Annotated in this window: 13 protein-coding genes and 1 other annotated feature; of the genes, 10 read left to right on the forward strand and 3 right to left on the reverse strand. The window is 35.6% G+C overall.

Annotated elements, in window-relative coordinates; genetic code table 11:
* Window positions 1-99 precede the first annotated feature (99 nt).
* Window positions 100-327 (forward strand) — a binding site (T-box leader).
* 107 nt (window positions 328-434) lie between these two features.
* Entirely contained in the window at window positions 435-3,077 is a 2,643-nt protein-coding gene (locus tag BMX40_RS16815; RefSeq protein WP_139177962.1) for a valine--tRNA ligase, read from the forward strand.
* 16 nt (window positions 3,078-3,093) lie between these two features.
* On the opposite strand, the gene BMX40_RS16820 is transcribed toward BMX40_RS16815, so the two are convergent.
* Both BMX40_RS16820 and BMX40_RS16825 read right to left on the reverse strand, forming a co-directional pair.
* The gene (locus BMX40_RS16820; RefSeq protein ID WP_090872103.1) at window positions 3,094-3,966 is read right to left on the reverse strand and encodes an ATP-grasp domain-containing protein; all 873 of its coding nucleotides are present in this window, start codon (window positions 3,964-3,966) and stop codon (window positions 3,094-3,096) included.
* Window positions 3,967-4,872 carry an ATP-grasp domain-containing protein gene (locus BMX40_RS16825; protein WP_090872105.1) on the reverse strand — a complete coding sequence of 302 codons (906 nt, stop codon included), beginning with the start codon at window positions 4,870-4,872 and terminating at the stop codon, window positions 3,967-3,969. It abuts the gene before it with no gap.
* A 64-nt stretch (window positions 4,873-4,936) separates the two neighbouring features.
* Between BMX40_RS16825 and BMX40_RS16830 the strand changes: the two genes are divergently transcribed.
* The 4 genes from BMX40_RS16830 (at window position 4,937) to radC (ending at window position 10,023) form a co-directional block, all read left to right on the forward strand.
* Complete coding sequence (locus tag BMX40_RS16830) at window positions 4,937-6,217, forward strand: bifunctional folylpolyglutamate synthase/dihydrofolate synthase (RefSeq protein WP_090872107.1); 1,281 nt, start codon at window positions 4,937-4,939, stop codon at window positions 6,215-6,217.
* Window positions 6,218-6,329: 112 nt separating this feature from the next.
* Complete coding sequence (locus tag BMX40_RS16835; protein WP_090872109.1) at window positions 6,330-8,054, forward strand: sensor domain-containing diguanylate cyclase; 1,725 nt, start codon at window positions 6,330-6,332, stop codon at window positions 8,052-8,054.
* Between the two features lie 125 nt (window positions 8,055-8,179).
* On the forward strand, window positions 8,180-9,139 hold the full coding sequence (locus BMX40_RS16840; protein ID WP_090872111.1) for an SPOR domain-containing protein: 960 nt from the start codon (window positions 8,180-8,182) through the stop codon (window positions 9,137-9,139).
* A gap of 194 nt (window positions 9,140-9,333) precedes the next feature.
* Window positions 9,334-10,023: a RadC family protein gene (radC, locus tag BMX40_RS16845; protein ID WP_090872112.1), complete on the forward strand. Its 690-nt coding sequence runs from the start codon at window positions 9,334-9,336 to the stop codon at window positions 10,021-10,023.
* Between the two features lie 839 nt (window positions 10,024-10,862).
* Here the strand turns inward: radC and BMX40_RS20420 are convergent.
* Window positions 10,863-11,000: a hypothetical protein gene (locus BMX40_RS20420; protein ID WP_170840834.1), complete on the reverse strand. Its 138-nt coding sequence runs from the start codon at window positions 10,998-11,000 to the stop codon at window positions 10,863-10,865.
* A gap of 406 nt (window positions 11,001-11,406) precedes the next feature.
* Between BMX40_RS20420 and BMX40_RS16860 the strand changes: the two genes are divergently transcribed.
* From BMX40_RS16860 to minD, 5 genes are all read left to right on the forward strand, one after another.
* A complete protein-coding gene (locus BMX40_RS16860; RefSeq protein ID WP_090872118.1) occupies window positions 11,407-12,447 on the forward strand; it encodes a rod shape-determining protein in 1,041 nt (346 codons plus the stop codon).
* 13 nt (window positions 12,448-12,460) lie between these two features.
* Window positions 12,461-13,324: a rod shape-determining protein MreC gene (gene mreC, locus BMX40_RS16865; RefSeq protein WP_090872120.1), complete on the forward strand. Its 864-nt coding sequence runs from the start codon at window positions 12,461-12,463 to the stop codon at window positions 13,322-13,324.
* Complete coding sequence (mreD, locus tag BMX40_RS16870; RefSeq protein WP_090872122.1) at window positions 13,321-13,854, forward strand: rod shape-determining protein MreD; 534 nt, start codon at window positions 13,321-13,323, stop codon at window positions 13,852-13,854. The genes mreC and mreD overlap by 4 nt, the downstream gene beginning before the upstream one ends.
* Window positions 13,855-13,944: 90 nt before the next feature.
* Window positions 13,945-14,631 (forward strand): septum site-determining protein MinC, encoded by a 687-nt coding sequence (minC, locus tag BMX40_RS16875; protein WP_090872124.1) that lies wholly within the window; start codon window positions 13,945-13,947, stop codon window positions 14,629-14,631.
* A complete protein-coding gene (minD, locus tag BMX40_RS16880; protein WP_090872127.1) occupies window positions 14,624-15,421 on the forward strand; it encodes a septum site-determining protein MinD in 798 nt (265 codons plus the stop codon). The genes minC and minD overlap by 8 nt, the downstream gene beginning before the upstream one ends.
* Window positions 15,422-15,652 lie beyond the last annotated feature (231 nt).

Raw genomic sequence — 15,652 nt, forward strand, 5'->3', positions numbered from 1 at the left:
ATGTATACAATGAATGAATTCGTGCAATGATTATTATAATAGTTGATTTTATTTGAGAAGTTGGCTAAAATATATAATTATAATATGAAATTAGCGTAATGAAAGGCTAGGAGAGGGAAGAGTACAAAATGATCACCTTCAGAGAGGGAAACCATGAGCTGAGAGTTTCCTAGGAAGATGTTTTGGAAGGTCGCCCTTGATGCTGCTTCTTTGAAATATTAGTAGAAGAATGCCGGTAGTTGACCGTTATCAATGCAGAGTGTGCAAGATATAATTGTCTTGTAAACAAAGGTGGTACCACGGAAATATACCCTTTTCGTCCTTTTTAGGATGAAAAGGGTTTTTTTATGCAGGTGGAAGCTAGCTTCGGAACCTTGCAAATCAGCTTAAGGACTCCCTTAAGTGTAAATTATTTATTCTTAGGAGGTTAAATGATGAGTGAAAAGGAAACATCCCTACCGTCCAAATATGATCCGCAGGCAGTTGAAAAGGGTCGCTATAAGTTTTGGGTTGATGGTAAATTTTTTGAAGCAACAGGAGACGATGAGAAAGATCCATTCTCCATTGTTATTCCACCCCCAAATGTAACTGGGAGGCTGCATTTAGGGCATGCATGGGATACGACGATGCAGGATACCATTTCTCGAATGAAACGAATGCAAGGGTATGATGTACTGTGGTTACCTGGAATGGACCATGCAGGGATCGCAACACAAGCCAAAGTTGAAGCCAAATTAAAAGAGCAAGGTCAAAGTCGTCATGACCTAGGTCGTGAAAAGTTTCTAGAAAAGTCCTGGGAGTGGAAAGAGGAATATGCCGATTTCATTCGTGCTCAATGGGAAAAATTAGGCCTTGGTGTGGATTATTCGAGAGAACGTTTTACGTTAGATGAAGGACTTTCCGACGCTGTAAAAGAGGTTTTTGTAAAGCTTTACGAAAAAGGTCTCATCTATCGTGGTAAATATATTATTAATTGGGATCCACAAACGAAAACAGCATTATCTGATATTGAGGTTATTTATGAGGAAGTACAAGGTAAGTTTTATCATATGAAATACCCTATCAAAGATAGTGATGAAACGATTGAAATTGCAACAACAAGACCTGAAACAATGCTTGGTGATACGGCAATTGCCGTTCATCCAAAAGATGAGCGTTACCAGCATTTAATTGGGAAGACGGTTGTATTACCGATAGTTGGCCGGGAAATAGAAATCGTGGCAGATGAGTATGTTGATATGGAATTTGGGTCCGGAGCAGTTAAGATAACTCCAGCACATGATCCAAATGACTTTGAAATAGGGAACCGTCACAACCTTGAGCGTGTCCTTGTTATGCATGAAGATGGCACAATGAATGAAAATGCAGGGAAATACGAAGGTTTAGACCGATTTGATTGCCGAAAACAAATCGTTAAGGACCTCCAAGATCAAGGTGTATTATTTAAAATCGAAGACCATATCCATCAAGTTGGTCATTCCGAACGTAGTGGGGCAGTAGTAGAGCCTTATTTATCGACCCAATGGTTTGTAAAAATGCAGCCATTAGCAGATGAGGTTGTGGGGATGCAAGAAACAGATGATAAGGTTAATTTTTATCCTCCGCGTTTTGAACGTACGTATTTAAATTGGATGGATAATATCCGAGATTGGTGTATTTCACGTCAGTTGTGGTGGGGACACCGGATACCAGCATGGTATCACAAGGAAACAAATGAAATCTATGTTGGAAAAGAAGCACCTAAAGATATAGAGAATTGGGAGCAGGATGAAGATGTATTAGACACATGGTTTTCTAGTGCGCTGTGGCCGTTTTCTACGATGGGGTGGCCAGATGAAGAGAAAGAGGATTTTAAACGTTATTTCCCTACAGATGTTCTTGTTACAGGATATGATATTATTTTCTTCTGGGTTGCACGAATGATTTTCCAGTCCAAAGAGTTTACTGGAAAACGGCCTTTTAAAGATGTGTTAATGCATGGTTTAATACGTGACTCTGAAGGGCGCAAAATGAGTAAGTCCTTAGGTAATGGTGTTGATCCAATGGATGTTATTGAAAAATATGGAGCAGACTCCTTGCGCTACTTCTTGTTAACAGGATCCACACCTGGTCAAGATTTACGATTCTATTGGGAAAAAGTAGAGTCTACCTGGAACTTTGCGAATAAAGTTTGGAATGCTTCTCGCTTTTCATTAATGAATATGGAAGGATTTACGTACGAAGATATTGATCTAAGTGGTGAAAAGTCGCTTGCAGATAAATGGATTTTAACTCGTTTAAACGAAACGATTGATCAAGTGACTAAAAATACAAATAAATATGAATTTGGTGAAGCGGGTCGTCATTTATATAACTTCATTTGGGATGAATTATGTGATTGGTATATAGAAATGGCAAAGCTTCCTCTATATGGGGAGGATGAAGAGCAGAAGAGAACGACTCGTTCCGTTCTTGCCTATGTTCTGGATCAAACAATGCGTTTATTACATCCATTTATGCCATTTATTACCGAGGAAATATGGCAGAAGCTTCCACATCAAGGTGACTCCATTACAGTTGCGTCTTGGCCAGTAGTTCGTAAAGAGTTTCATGATGAAAAAGCTTCCAACGAAATGAAGCTGCTCGTATCTATTATTAAATCGGTACGTAATATTCGTTCGGAAGTGGATACGCCAATGTCGAAGCAGGTTAGTCTATTTATTCAAGCAGAGTCAGAAGCAATCCAAGAAGAGCTGGAGACGAATCGTGCCTATTTGGAAAAATTCTGTAACCCAAGTGAGTTAATTATCAGTACCAAAGTAGACGTTCCAGAAAAAGCAATGTCTGCCGTTGTTACCGGAGCTGAATTATTCCTTCCTCTTGAAGGCTTAATTGACTTTGATAAGGAAATAGAGCGTTTAGAAAAAGAACTTGAAAAATGGACAAAAGAAGTGGAACGTGTTCAGAAAAAATTAGCGAACCAAGGTTTTGTTAGTAAGGCACCACAGGCTGTAGTTGATGAAGAGAAAGAAAAAGAAAAAGACTATCTGGAAAAACAAAGCAAGGTACAAGCACGTTTGACAGAGTTAAAAGGGTAAAACAGAAGCGGGAATTTCATGTATTGAAATTCCCGCTTAGTTTATTTTTTATAAAGGTTACATAGCTTTCAAGTATATTCTTGTTACTCACGGCACTAAGGGTTCGTGAGCCAACAACATCTTCAATCTCATTAAAAATCAGGGTTCCATCCTCACCTACGAGAAAATCGATTCCAACCATTCCAAAATCAAAGTGATTTATTATTTTGGAGATCATAGCTACTTCCTCCAAGGAAAGTTCATACCATTTTGCAGAACCGCCGAGTTTGTAATTGGCTCGGAAATCTGAATTACTTTCACGTAAGACAGAACCAATGATCTCTTTGCCGACTACAAATACTCGAATATCCTTCCCCAACTGCACATTGGATGATGATTGGATCAAAAACTCATTTGTTAATTTCTCTTGGCAATTTTGCCATTCTAGTTGATCTTTAATGAAAAAGACTTGTTTGCCCCCTCTCCCCGTAACCTCTTTGACAACAAATGGAAATGGAATCGGAGAAGAAAATGGAATTCCTTCTTTTTTATAAAAATATGTATCAACCATTGGGATGTTTAATTTATGAACCTCCATATGGGTAATTCCCTTGTGGTTACTTAATCTTGATACAGATGATGAATTGAAGACTTCAACTCCAAGCTCTTCAAGGTGTGCGTTTAATAAAGGTTCAACAGTCCGAACGATCGCAAAGGTTGGTTGTTTTACTGGTGAATTATTTAATAAGATCTTTTGGTTTTGGTTCACTATTCCTATTTGTAGATGTTCTCGTAAAATTAATTTAAGGTTTAATCCTTGTTTCGAAGCTTCTTGGATAAACCAATTGATATACGACTTGTTTTCGTTTGCATCCTGTTCACTATAGATTAACCAACCTGTGTATTCCATTTATTTATCCTCGCTTATCTGTTCTAAAGTATAGTCAATGATGTAATCGGCAGTATTTATGCCTGTGCATTCTAGTAAATTCCGTATATGAGCATTTGAATTAATTTCACAAACTAGGGGCTGTTCATTTGGTCCAAATAGTAGATCTACACCAGCAAAGTCTGCTTGAATTGATTTTGTAGCTTGTATCGCTAATTTTTTTTCCGGTTCTGACGGTTCATATGCTTCCATTGTTCCACCAGCAGTAACATTAGCCCGAAAGTCATCGATTGCTTGTCTTTTCATTGCGGCTACAACTTGATTACCTACAACTTGAATTCGAATATCTTTTCCAAAGCTTGATTTTATAAATTCCTGGAACATGAATGGCTTTCCTTGTAATTCATCAATCTTGTTACGTAACTCCTCTAATGTGCGGATGAGATAAACCTGTTCTCCAAATGAGCCAAATGCTTCCTTAACAATCATTGGTATACCGAGTGTATTTATTACTGTTTCCAAGTCAGGAAAACTAGGATAGTTTGTATTCCTAATAAATATTTTTGGTGCAATAATCGTTTTCGGTATGGGTAATTGGGAATATGCTAGTCGTTGATAGGTTGCAATTTTATCATCGCTTATTTCAATGGCGCGTGCACTATTAAAAACAGGGACACCAAGCAATTCAAATTGTTTAGCTAAATATAAGTCTTTATCCGTAAATAACACATAATCAGGTAAAGCATTTGGTAATTGGTTTAGGATTTGTAGTTGATCACTGTCCAAAAGTGCTAGTAATTCAGTATTTTTATAGATTTTCGTGTGACTATTTTTTCGAGTTGCAGCCTCTTGGAGCATCTGTGCAAAATCAAAAAATTTATTTCCGGGTAAATTGCCATTGTATATAATCCAACCTGTCTTATTCATTGTCGCTATCCTTTCTATGTATGCTATACTATCTTTTAATTCTAACAAAAAGATGGTGTTTTTTATGATAAAAAATATGTCTCAAGTAAACGAATTTTTTCAAAATAGACGAAAATTTGGAATTAAACCAGGTTTGGAGCGAATAAATCGTTTATTATCGATACAAGGTAATCCCCAACATCGTATGAAAGCTATACATGTTGCGGGGACGAATGGGAAGGGCTCGACCATACATTTTCTAAAAAACGCCTTGATTGCTAATGGATATCGAGTAGGTGTATTCACTTCTCCAAGTCTTGATGGAATACGTGGCCATATTCTAGATAATGATCAACCAATCGATGAAACAATTTTCATCCAACTTTTCAATCAACTCCAACAATCCATTTTTGAGCTAGATAATCAGGAGATGCATCCCTCTGAATTTGAAATTATTACTGTTTTATCCTTTATGTATTTTGCCTCTACCGTGGATATAGCTTTGATTGAAGCGGGAATGGGTGGTCGTGATGACACGACAAATTGTTTTATCCCCATATTGTCTATTATAACAAATGTTGATAAAGATCATATGGCTTATTTAGGGGATTCACTTGAACAAATTGCGTATCATAAAGCTGGGATTATAAAGCAAACGGTGCCAGTTATTGTAGGAGATTTACATGACGAATCAAAAATAGTCATTGAAAAAGAAGCTCGTCTGCAAAAAGCACCTATTTTGGAACTTAACAAAGATTTCCTATATAGCGATTTCGAGTGGGAGGACAATCTACAACGTTTTCAGTGGAAGAATCAACATAATGAAGTCTTTCAGGTAAAGCTACAAATGCAAGGGTTGCACCAAATTAAAAATGCTTCCGTTGCATTAAAAGCGTTAACGATGCTTTTGGAAAAAGGAATGAACATAAATAAAGAAAAAGCACTAAAAGCAATACAAGCTACCAAAGTACCTGGAAGGTTCGAAAAAATTTCTGAACATCCAGTTGTAATCATAGATGGCGCACATAATCTAGCGGGAATTCAAGCATTTTTAGAAACGGTTTCCGCCATTCCAAATGGTCTCGAAAAACAATTAATATTTGCTGGCTTCAAGGATAAGGATTTAGAAGCAATGATTACTAGTTGTATCCCTTATTTTGAATCCATAACATTGACTTCGTTTGACCATCCAAGAGCGGCAAAAGAAATAGAGTTATTATCGTTAACTAGTGAATCGAAAGTTGATATAGAACCAAATTGGGAAGTGTTATTAGATAGAATTACAACGAATCAACAAAGAAAAATGTTTTTTGTTACTGGTTCATTACATTTTATCACAATGGTCAGAAAATACTTTCTAAAATAGATTTTCCTATGCTATAGTTAACTTATCAGAAATTTTTATAAAAATAAGTATAAAGTCATAATTTGAGTCTTTTGTACTATCTACTATAAATAAGGGAGACGGGATCGTTACGATGATACCAAAATGGAAAATCAATATATTATGGGTAGTAGCTTTAATAGCCTGGCCATTTGTCTTGTGGATTTCTTACCATCATTACTTTATAAGCATTGAGGGGAATGTGTTAGACATTTTCCTATTTGCAATCTTTATGTGTATCGTTGCACTGTTTCCAATTACAATACAAGAAGCACCGGTCTTTTTTGTGAATGGTATAAGTATTGCGGTCTTTCTATCATTCGGTCTGTTTGTAGAAATAATTCTTACAATTGTAGCTGTATTATTGGTGCTATTTCGCTCAGGAATTAAGCGTTCACAGTCCTATCGTATCCCACTTAACATGCTTATGTTTGCTGTTATTTCCATACTTAGTGTAGAAATTTACAAAATGTTCGGTGGGAGTCATGGCGAGATATTGCATGGCAATACTACAGAGATCGTAGCCATTTTCGTTTATGCTATCTCCATTTTTATTATAAACCAACTACTTATTAAACTGATTAACTTCGCACTCCTTGGACAAAAAAGTAAATTCTTTGACAAGGGGTTACGTTGGGAACTTACTTCTTCATTACTAGTTATACCTGTAGGATTTGTTCTATATATTCTCTACTCAGAAATAGGTAGGGCTGCAATATTTTATTTGAGTATTCCATTTATTAGTATATCTGTAATTTTAAAACTTTTATATAACTACCAAGAGGTTAACCGTTATTTAAAACGAACTGGTGAAGTTGGGCACCGTCTAGCACAAAATTTAGAAGTTACAGAAGTATTTAATGTTTTTATGCATGATCTAGTAAATTTGTTACCTGTAAATGGTGCGTATGTTTATCAGGCTGTTGGCGAAAAGGAATTAAAACTAATCCGTTCTGAACATAGTACTACTAGCTCTAATGAATCATATGATGGACCTGAGTCATTTAGCATGGAAGTGTTATCTACAAAACAACCTATCCTATTTAAAAGCTCCAAAGAATGGGCAAAAAGTATGCATTTTTGTAGTTTAGATAATGCAGAGAGTGTTCTCTCCTTGCCTATCGAGTACAATGATCAAATTATTGGCGTTGTAACGGTTATTTCATCCGAAAAGAAAAGTTACGATAAAATTCACCTGCGAATCTTAAATATTGTAACGAGTTATCTTGGAGTTGCAATTAAAAATGCGCAGCATTACGAGACGACGAAAAACGACAGCGAAAAAGACGGATTGACAAATTTATATAACTATAGATTCTTAGAAAAAACACTAGAACTACATTTCGAAGGAAACCCAAAGGACTTGGGAGCAACTTCTATCATTATCTTAGATATAGATCATTTTAAGATGATAAATGATACCTATGGCCATGAAGCTGGAAATGAAATCTTACGTGAGCTTGCGAATCGCCTTAAGATTATAATAGGGGATGAAGGATTAGTCGCTCGATACGGTGGAGAAGAATTTATTGTCTTCTTACCAGGTGTTGCTCTATCGGAAGCAAGTCGGATGGCAGAGATGGTACGAAGGGAAATCCAAAAACGATCGTTTCAGGTAGATAATCATATATTAAATCAGGATGAACCAGTAGACATTGCTATAACAGCGAGTGTAGGAGTAGCTACGTATCCAGAGCATTGTGAATCTCCAACTGATTTGATTCGTTACGCTGATCGAGCCATGTATATCGGAGCAAAACAAAAAGGGAGAAACAAAGTTGGGGTGTATAATGATCTAAACAGTGAGTTCATCTTATAGGGAAATCACCACTGCTACAATTTGTAGAAAGAAAATTTAATAGTGTGACAACATTCGCCTTACTTTTTAATATCTCTATGCTAGAGTTGAGTAAATGATGATTCTAGCTAAGTGAGGGCGGGTCTATGGAAAATAAAAAACCAATTGTAGTTAAGATAGACGATAAAAAAATAGAATATCAGAAAAAAATTCGCTCTGAAAAACGACCTGATAGCAATGGATACACTACCACTACAATCAGTAGGGAACAACAAGCAGCAGCGACAGATCATTCCCATGAAGATGAAATACAACCATTTGATCGACAATATGACAACCAATTGGTTCATTCTAGTTTTAAGAAGAAAAAACTACATTCTGGAAGGATAAAAACCTTCGTCTTTTCCGGTGTTTCTGCAATTATAATTGGGAGTATACTAGGGATCGCACTATTAAATATGTTTGTAAATATGGACGAGTTAACAGGGACGGGAAATTCTAGTCCTGTATCCACATCTAGTAATAACGATTCGATTGATAACACCAATAGTTCTCAATCAGATGGAGAAGCAAGCGGTGGGAGTAGTCAACATACCATTTCTGCAATGAATGGATATGTATTACAAGGAGGCGTTTTTTCAGAGGAAGTAAATGCTTCAAATGAAGCTACTAAGTTTGAAGAACTAGGATACACCCCGGTTATTTGGGAACAAGATAATCAATATTATGTTTTAGTTGGATTGACTAATACAGAGCAGCATGCAAAGTCACTAGCACAATCATTGAAGGAGGAAGGTTTAGAGGTATTTTCCAAACCATGGAGTAGTGAAGCAATTGATCTTGAACTAACAACAGAAGAATATACTTGGTTTCAGTCTCTGCAACAACAGTGGGAGGAGGCAACAACCTCATTAAGTCAAGAAGATACGCTAGTATTAAATGATTGGCAAGACATTATCGATAACTCACCTCAATCATCAGAAATGATTGGGAATTTTATCGAATCGATAGAACCTTTTCAACAAGATTTACAGGATGTAGGTCATAAAGAATCTCAATATATATTATTAAGTATCTGGGATGAACTGGCTCATTTAGCAGGCTAATAATATTGTGTAACTCGAGGTTCATTTCTGTTTATTGTATTTTCACTTAACAGGTACGAAGGAAAATACAATTATGTTATACAGTAGTAACGATTTTGCCTAATCTGAAATAGTTGATTTTTACATTTTATCCATTTGTATATCATGATCAAATACGCTATCCTCTTTTTAACTTACTAAAAGGAGGAAGTGTAATGAGTACATCCACAATTATGATAAAAGATGTACCTAAAGAAGACCGTCCACGCGAACGGTTATTAAAGTTAGGAGCAAACCAACTTTCGAATCAAGAATTGTTGGCAATCGTTCTAGGCAGTGGAACGAAAAATGAATCAGTTATGACGCTTGCCAACCGTGTGTTAATGCATTTTGAGGGATTAAACTTGTTGAAGGATGCCACGATTGAAGAATTAACTGCAATTAAGGGAATAGGTAGTGCAAAAGGTGTATTAATACTTTCGGCAATAGAGATTGGAAAGCGGATGAGTCAATATAAACCGAATGAACGATATGTCATTCGGTCTCCTGAAGATGGAGCAGATTATATTATGGAGGAAATGCGTACCCTAAATCAAGAGCATTTTGTTGTTTTGTTTTTGAATACAAAAAATCAAATCATACACCAACAGACTATATTTATCGGCAGTTTAAATGCATCCATTGTCCACCCCAGAGAAGTCTACCGAGAGGCGGTGAAACGCTCTGCCGCTTCCATCATTGTAGCCCATAACCATCCCTCTGGAGACCCAACCCCATCCCAAGAAGATATCCATGTAACAAGGCGATTAGTTGACTCAGGAAAGATGATTGGTATTGAATTACTAGATCATCTTGTAATAGGCGATCGAAAATTTGTATCTTTGAAAGAAAAAGGATATGTTTAGTACTATTAAATAATAATATAACAGAAGCGCGGATTTACTAGAATCCACCTCCTTTTTTTATACTCCTAAAATGATAAAATCTTATTGCGGTTATAAGGAAAGAAGTTCATATTATTTTGTTAAATCATAAAGCAAAATTCCCTTATATTTGATAAGTTTAATTAAAGGAATATTTATTTTTTTGTCGAATTCGGTTTAGTAGGAGAGAAGGGAGGGTATTGTTTTTACTTTTAACAACTGTGAATCAGTTGGGATAGTTTTGTTATTAATAGACTCCTACACTCTAAAATAGACTGTCCTATGTGTCATGGTGATGGTGAATATTTATATAATGGTACCTTACAAAAGTGAGGAGATCCAGGATATATTGTATAAAAATATACACCATACTATTTTTGGCTGGCCGATAATAGCATTAGGTTTAAACATTGTTCCTGGTTCAATAAACTTTGATGGTAAAGATGCAAGAGATGTTATCATGCTGGAGTATAATTATGAATATAGGAACCTTAATGGTTAATTATCAATAAAATTATGTTAGAAGGTAGACATACATGGAGATATTTGTACTATTTTTTGGATTATATGGTTACTTTCTCTTGCCTATATTTGGAGTAACCCTATGTTTAAATTTAATCAAAATCGTCTGGGACTTAGTTAATAAAAGTTATCCCGAAACTAAAAATATTTTCTGGTTAACTATATCTTTTGCTATGATTTTGGTTATATTTGCTTCGTTAATAATTATTAGTTTTATAGATAGAATATAATTATGTAATAACTTAACTCTTAGTACTTTGTAGCATAAGTATCATTGAATTAATTTCTGATTTAAAGACTTATGCTTCAGAGTACTTCTTCCATTTTACAAAAAGTTCAGAAGCACTTGGCATAGGTAATATTCCCTGAACATCTTCAGAATTCACTTTTTTCCTCCATGCCTCAGCTAACTCTTTATCTGTTTGATCTTCACTCATTATGTTCCACCTCCTTTCTTTCGTATAGATCATCACATAAATTAATTAAGAAAAAATATAACTACACAATTACAAACAAAACATTTTTTAAATGTAATCGAATAAATACCTTTACTTAAATATGGAATAAATCCTAAAAATAAATCCAAAAAACCAAATATAAGATATGTTTAGTACTATCTATTTTTATTGTTTTTTCGTATAATTATATAGACGGTCAAAATAAGCGCCATTTTTCCATGTTGAAAGTGGCGCTTCTTAAAATTGAAGAACATTATCAAGTTATTTACATATTATCCAATCTTTGTTTTTTACTAACGGAATCTAATTGCATCACATAAAATTAACCGATATAGTAAAGCTACATATATAGAAAATTGCTTAGCAACTGGAAAGGGAGATTTCTTTGGGAAGATTAAGTTTGTCACAAGATTTAGGGATTGATTTAGGTACTGCAAATACACTTGTTTTCATAAAAGGGAAAGGTGTTGTGTTACGTGAGCCTTCTGTAGTTGCAAAAAATATTGAAACGGGCGAAATAGAAGCCGTTGGAAGTTCTGCGAGAAACATGATCGGTCGAACACCAGGAAATATTTCGGTTATTCGACCAATGAAAGATGGCGTTATCGCAGATTATGATACAACTGCAATTATGATGAAATATTATATAAAAAAGGCAATGAAAAGTAGATCTTTTTTTGCTAAGAAACCGAATGTTATGGTTTGTGTACCCTCTGGAATTACCATGGTGGAAGAACGTGCGGTAATTGATGCTTCTAAACAAGCAGGGGCAAAAGATGCGTTTCCTATAGCTGAACCTTTTGCTGCTGCAATTGGCGCGGGGTTACCTGTTTGGGAACCAACTGGAAGTATGATTATTGATATTGGTGGTGGTACAACAGAAGTTGCTGTTATTTCACTGGGAGGTATTGTTACAAGCATGTCAATTCGGACAGCTGGTGATGATATGGATGAAGCAATTATACAATTTATTCGTAAAAATTATAATTTAATGGTTGGCGAAAGAACAGCAGAATCCATTAAAATAGATATAGGTATGGCTGGTGAGGTTAAAGAAAATACCGAAATGGATATACGTGGTCGGGATTTATTAACTGGATTGCCGAAAACAATTACGATAACCGCAAAGGAAATAGCAGAGGCGTTATACGATTCCGTAGAAGCAATTGTAGAAGCTGTAAAAAATACATTAGAAAAAACACCACCAGAACTTTCTGCAGATATTATGGATCGTGGTATTGTGCTTTCTGGCGGTGGATCGTTATTGAAGAACTTGGATAAAGTTATTAGTGACGAAACAAAAATGCCTGTATTTGTTACAGATAATCCTCTTGATAGTGTCGCAATTGGAACAGGTAAGTCCCTAGAATATATTCAACACTTTCGCTCCAATCCAAATGTTTCCAGTCGTCCAACGGTTGAATAAGTAGGTGTTCTAGATGTCGTTTTTTCGAAAAAAAAGATTATTTATATTGTTAATAGGGATTATCGTACTTGTAGCTTTAATTGGTTATTCTTTAAGCAATCGCGGGAACCTTACTACAGCAGAGCAATTTATTAATGATTCTGTTGGCGTTGCACAAAGGGTAATTCACAAACCAATTGATTTTATCACGAATATTTTTGGTAATATAGATGATATAAAGAATACGTATAGTGAAAACCGATTACTACGAGAAAAACTAGCAGAATACAAAGGTTTAGTATATGAAGTCCAAGAAATTAAAGAAGAGAATGAAGAGTTACGAGAAATTGTAGAAAAGACTGAATCAATCAGGGATTTTAATCCAATTCAAGCTACAGTTACAGCGAGATCTCCTGAAAGATGGGTGGAGCAAATAACGATAAATAAGGGTTCCCAAGCTGGGGTGAAACCTAATATGGCAGTTATTACAGCGAATGGGATGGTTGGCAAGATACAAAGTACATCACCATTTACCTCTACCGTGCAATTATTAACAGGATTTGATCAATTTAACCGTATTTCAGCTACCGTATCGCGTGAAGAAGAAAGTGATATTTTTGGCTTAGTTGAAGAGTATGATAAAGAGACAGATTCATTACTATTTAAAATAATTGAAGAGTCCGAGAAAGACCTAGAAGAAGGTGAATTAGTGGTTTCTTCTGGTTTGGGTGGTGTTTTTCCTGCAGGCTTAGTCATTGGTGAAGTAAAAGAAGTTATTCCAGATCAATATGGGCTAACACGTACTGCACTCGTAAAACCAGCCGCAAATTTTTACGAAATTGATAATGTAATTGTAGTAGATCGTGTACTACCAGGTGTTGAGGAGGAGGAGCAATGAAGCGAGTAATTCTTCCTCTTATCTTGTTTATTTTAGTAGTTCTCGAGGGGGTTGCGATTGAATTCTTACCTCGTTTTTTAGTTGGGAATGGATTTTTAGTTACTCCCCATTGGGTCTTGGTTACGTTATTATTAATAACTACCTTCTACGATTTGAAGGATACGTATCACTCTGTTGTGTATGGATTGATTTTTGGACTGCTAGTTGACATTGTTTATACAGGAACATTGGGTGTTTACATGTTCACCTATGCAGTAATAACTTATGCTATTCATGGATTAATGAAAGTGCTGCATAGCAATTTTTTTGTTGCAATATTAGTAGTTGCAGTTGGTGTTGCTTTGGCGGATCTGACAATTTATGCAATATACTTGGTGGTGGGAATTACTGATATGGTTTGGCAGGATTACTTAACTGCTCGAATGATTCCTACTGTTATTTTGAATCTCATATTTTTAATTGTATTTTACCCACTACTTGTCAAATTGCTTGTATATTTGAAAGGGGAGCACCATTCCAAAAATAACTAAGTGTTGCCGAGTTCATGCATTGAATTTCTAAAATATACTTGTGAAACAAATATATATAATGATAAGGTTATACGTAATGAGGTGAAAGTTTTGCATGACACGAAACAATTAATAACAATTAAAGGTACTAGAGAAGGATTGACTCTATTTATAGATGATACTTGTTCATTTGACGATGCTTTTCATGAGCTTCGTGAAAAGCTGGTAGCTAATCAACCTCATAAAAAAGAGCCTTGTGTACCAGTAACTATAAAATTAGGAAATCGTTATTTACAAGAAGGGCAGGAGGAATCTTTACTCAATTTGATTAACGATGAAAATCGATTTCGTATACAATCTATTGAATCGGATGTTATTGCTAAAAGTGAGGCACTTTCTTTGATGGAAGATAGTGAAGTGAAGACGGTTAGTCGAATTATTCGCTCTGGACAAGTCCTCGAAGTAACAGGTGATTTACTGTTAATCGGCGATGTTAACCCTGGTGGATGTGTTATTTCTACGGGCAATATATACATAATGGGTCATTTACATGGTATTGCTCATGCAGGATCTGGTGGTGATCGCAACGCTGTTATTGCTGCTGCATTTATGAACCCAAGCCAATTAAGAATTGCCGATTATATAAGCCGTGCTCCAGACTATGAATCGGATGGTGTTTACATGGAATGTGGTCTTATTGATGAAGAACAAGATAAAATTATCATAGATCGACTCCAAGTTCTAGCACAAAAACGAAAAACGATTAATCGTTTCGAAAGGAGAATAACGAATGGGTGAGGCAATCGTCATTACTTCAGGAAAAGGTGGAGTAGGTAAAACTACGACTACCGCAAATATTGGTACTGCTTTAGCATTAATGGAAAAAAAAGTTTGTTTAATAGATACAGATATTGGTTTAAGAAACTTAGATGTTGTTATGGGGTTAGAAAATCGTATTATTTATGACATTGTTGACGTCATTGAAGAAAGATGTAAATTACCCCAAGCTTTAATAAAAGATAAACGCTTTGAATACTTATCCCTTTTACCGGCTGCTCAAACTAGTGATAAGTCAGCGGTAACAACAGATGGAATGAGAAAAATTATTAAAGAATTAAAACAAGAATACGATTATATTATTATTGATTGTCCAGCAGGTATAGAACAAGGCTACCAAAATGCTGTTGCTGGAGCTGATCGTGCTATTGTAGTAACAACACCAGAGAAATCTAGTGTTCGTGATGCAGATAGAATCATTGGTTTACTAGAAAAAGAAGATTTAGAACCTCCTAAATTGATTATTAATAGAATCCGAAATCATATGATGAAAAGTGGAGATATGTTAGATATCGATGAAATCGTACAAGTCCTTTCTATTGATTTAATAGGCGTGGTGTTGGATGATGATGAAGTGATTAAAGCATCAAATCACGGGGAGCCAATTGCACTTCAACCAAAATCAAAAGCATCGATTGCATATCGAAATGTTGCAAGAAGAATCTTGGGTGAAACCGTACCACTTCAATCCCTGGAGGATGAAACTGGGATGTTTAAAAAAGTGAAACGTTTTTTTGGTATGAGAAGTTAATTGTTGAATAAAAAAATAAAGCTGAGACAAGCGTGTTTTAGCAGCGAAGATCCGAACAATGATTCTATAAGAAAATTGTTCGGATCTTTTTTATAGAGGGCTACTGAGTGACATGTTGTTGCGTATAACGTATATTATGCGACGTAACTTTTGGTTTCACCTAATGGAAATATTGTTAGATAACCGCTACGGCAGAACGCTTCGCTTTCCTCGGGCACGGCCTCAGCTTCC

This window comes from Oceanobacillus limi (assembly GCF_900111445.1).
GTDB classification, from domain to species: Bacteria; Bacillota; Bacilli; order Bacillales; family Amphibacillaceae; genus Ornithinibacillus; species Ornithinibacillus limi.

Bases quoted from the DNA above. Each gene is read 5' to 3' on its own strand.
- BMX40_RS16815 (WP_139177962.1), top strand. From the start codon at position 435: ATGAGTGAAAAGGAAACATCCCTACCGTCCAAATATGATCCGCAGGCA.
- BMX40_RS16820 (WP_090872103.1), bottom strand. From the start codon at position 3,966: ATGGAATACACAGGTTGGTTAATCTATAGTGAACAGGATGCAAACGAA.
- BMX40_RS16825 (WP_090872105.1), bottom strand. From the start codon at position 4,872: ATGAATAAGACAGGTTGGATTATATACAATGGCAATTTACCCGGAAAT.
- BMX40_RS16830 (WP_090872107.1), top strand. From the start codon at position 4,937: ATGATAAAAAATATGTCTCAAGTAAACGAATTTTTTCAAAATAGACGA.
- BMX40_RS16835 (WP_090872109.1), top strand. From the start codon at position 6,330: ATGATACCAAAATGGAAAATCAATATATTATGGGTAGTAGCTTTAATA.
- BMX40_RS16840 (WP_090872111.1), top strand. From the start codon at position 8,180: ATGGAAAATAAAAAACCAATTGTAGTTAAGATAGACGATAAAAAAATA.
- radC (WP_090872112.1), top strand. From the start codon at position 9,334: ATGAGTACATCCACAATTATGATAAAAGATGTACCTAAAGAAGACCGT.
- BMX40_RS20420 (WP_170840834.1), bottom strand. From the start codon at position 11,000: ATGAGTGAAGATCAAACAGATAAAGAGTTAGCTGAGGCATGGAGGAAA.
- mreC (WP_090872120.1), top strand. From the start codon at position 12,461: ATGTCGTTTTTTCGAAAAAAAAGATTATTTATATTGTTAATAGGGATT.
- mreD (WP_090872122.1), top strand. From the start codon at position 13,321: ATGAAGCGAGTAATTCTTCCTCTTATCTTGTTTATTTTAGTAGTTCTC.
- minD (WP_090872127.1), top strand. From the start codon at position 14,624: ATGGGTGAGGCAATCGTCATTACTTCAGGAAAAGGTGGAGTAGGTAAA.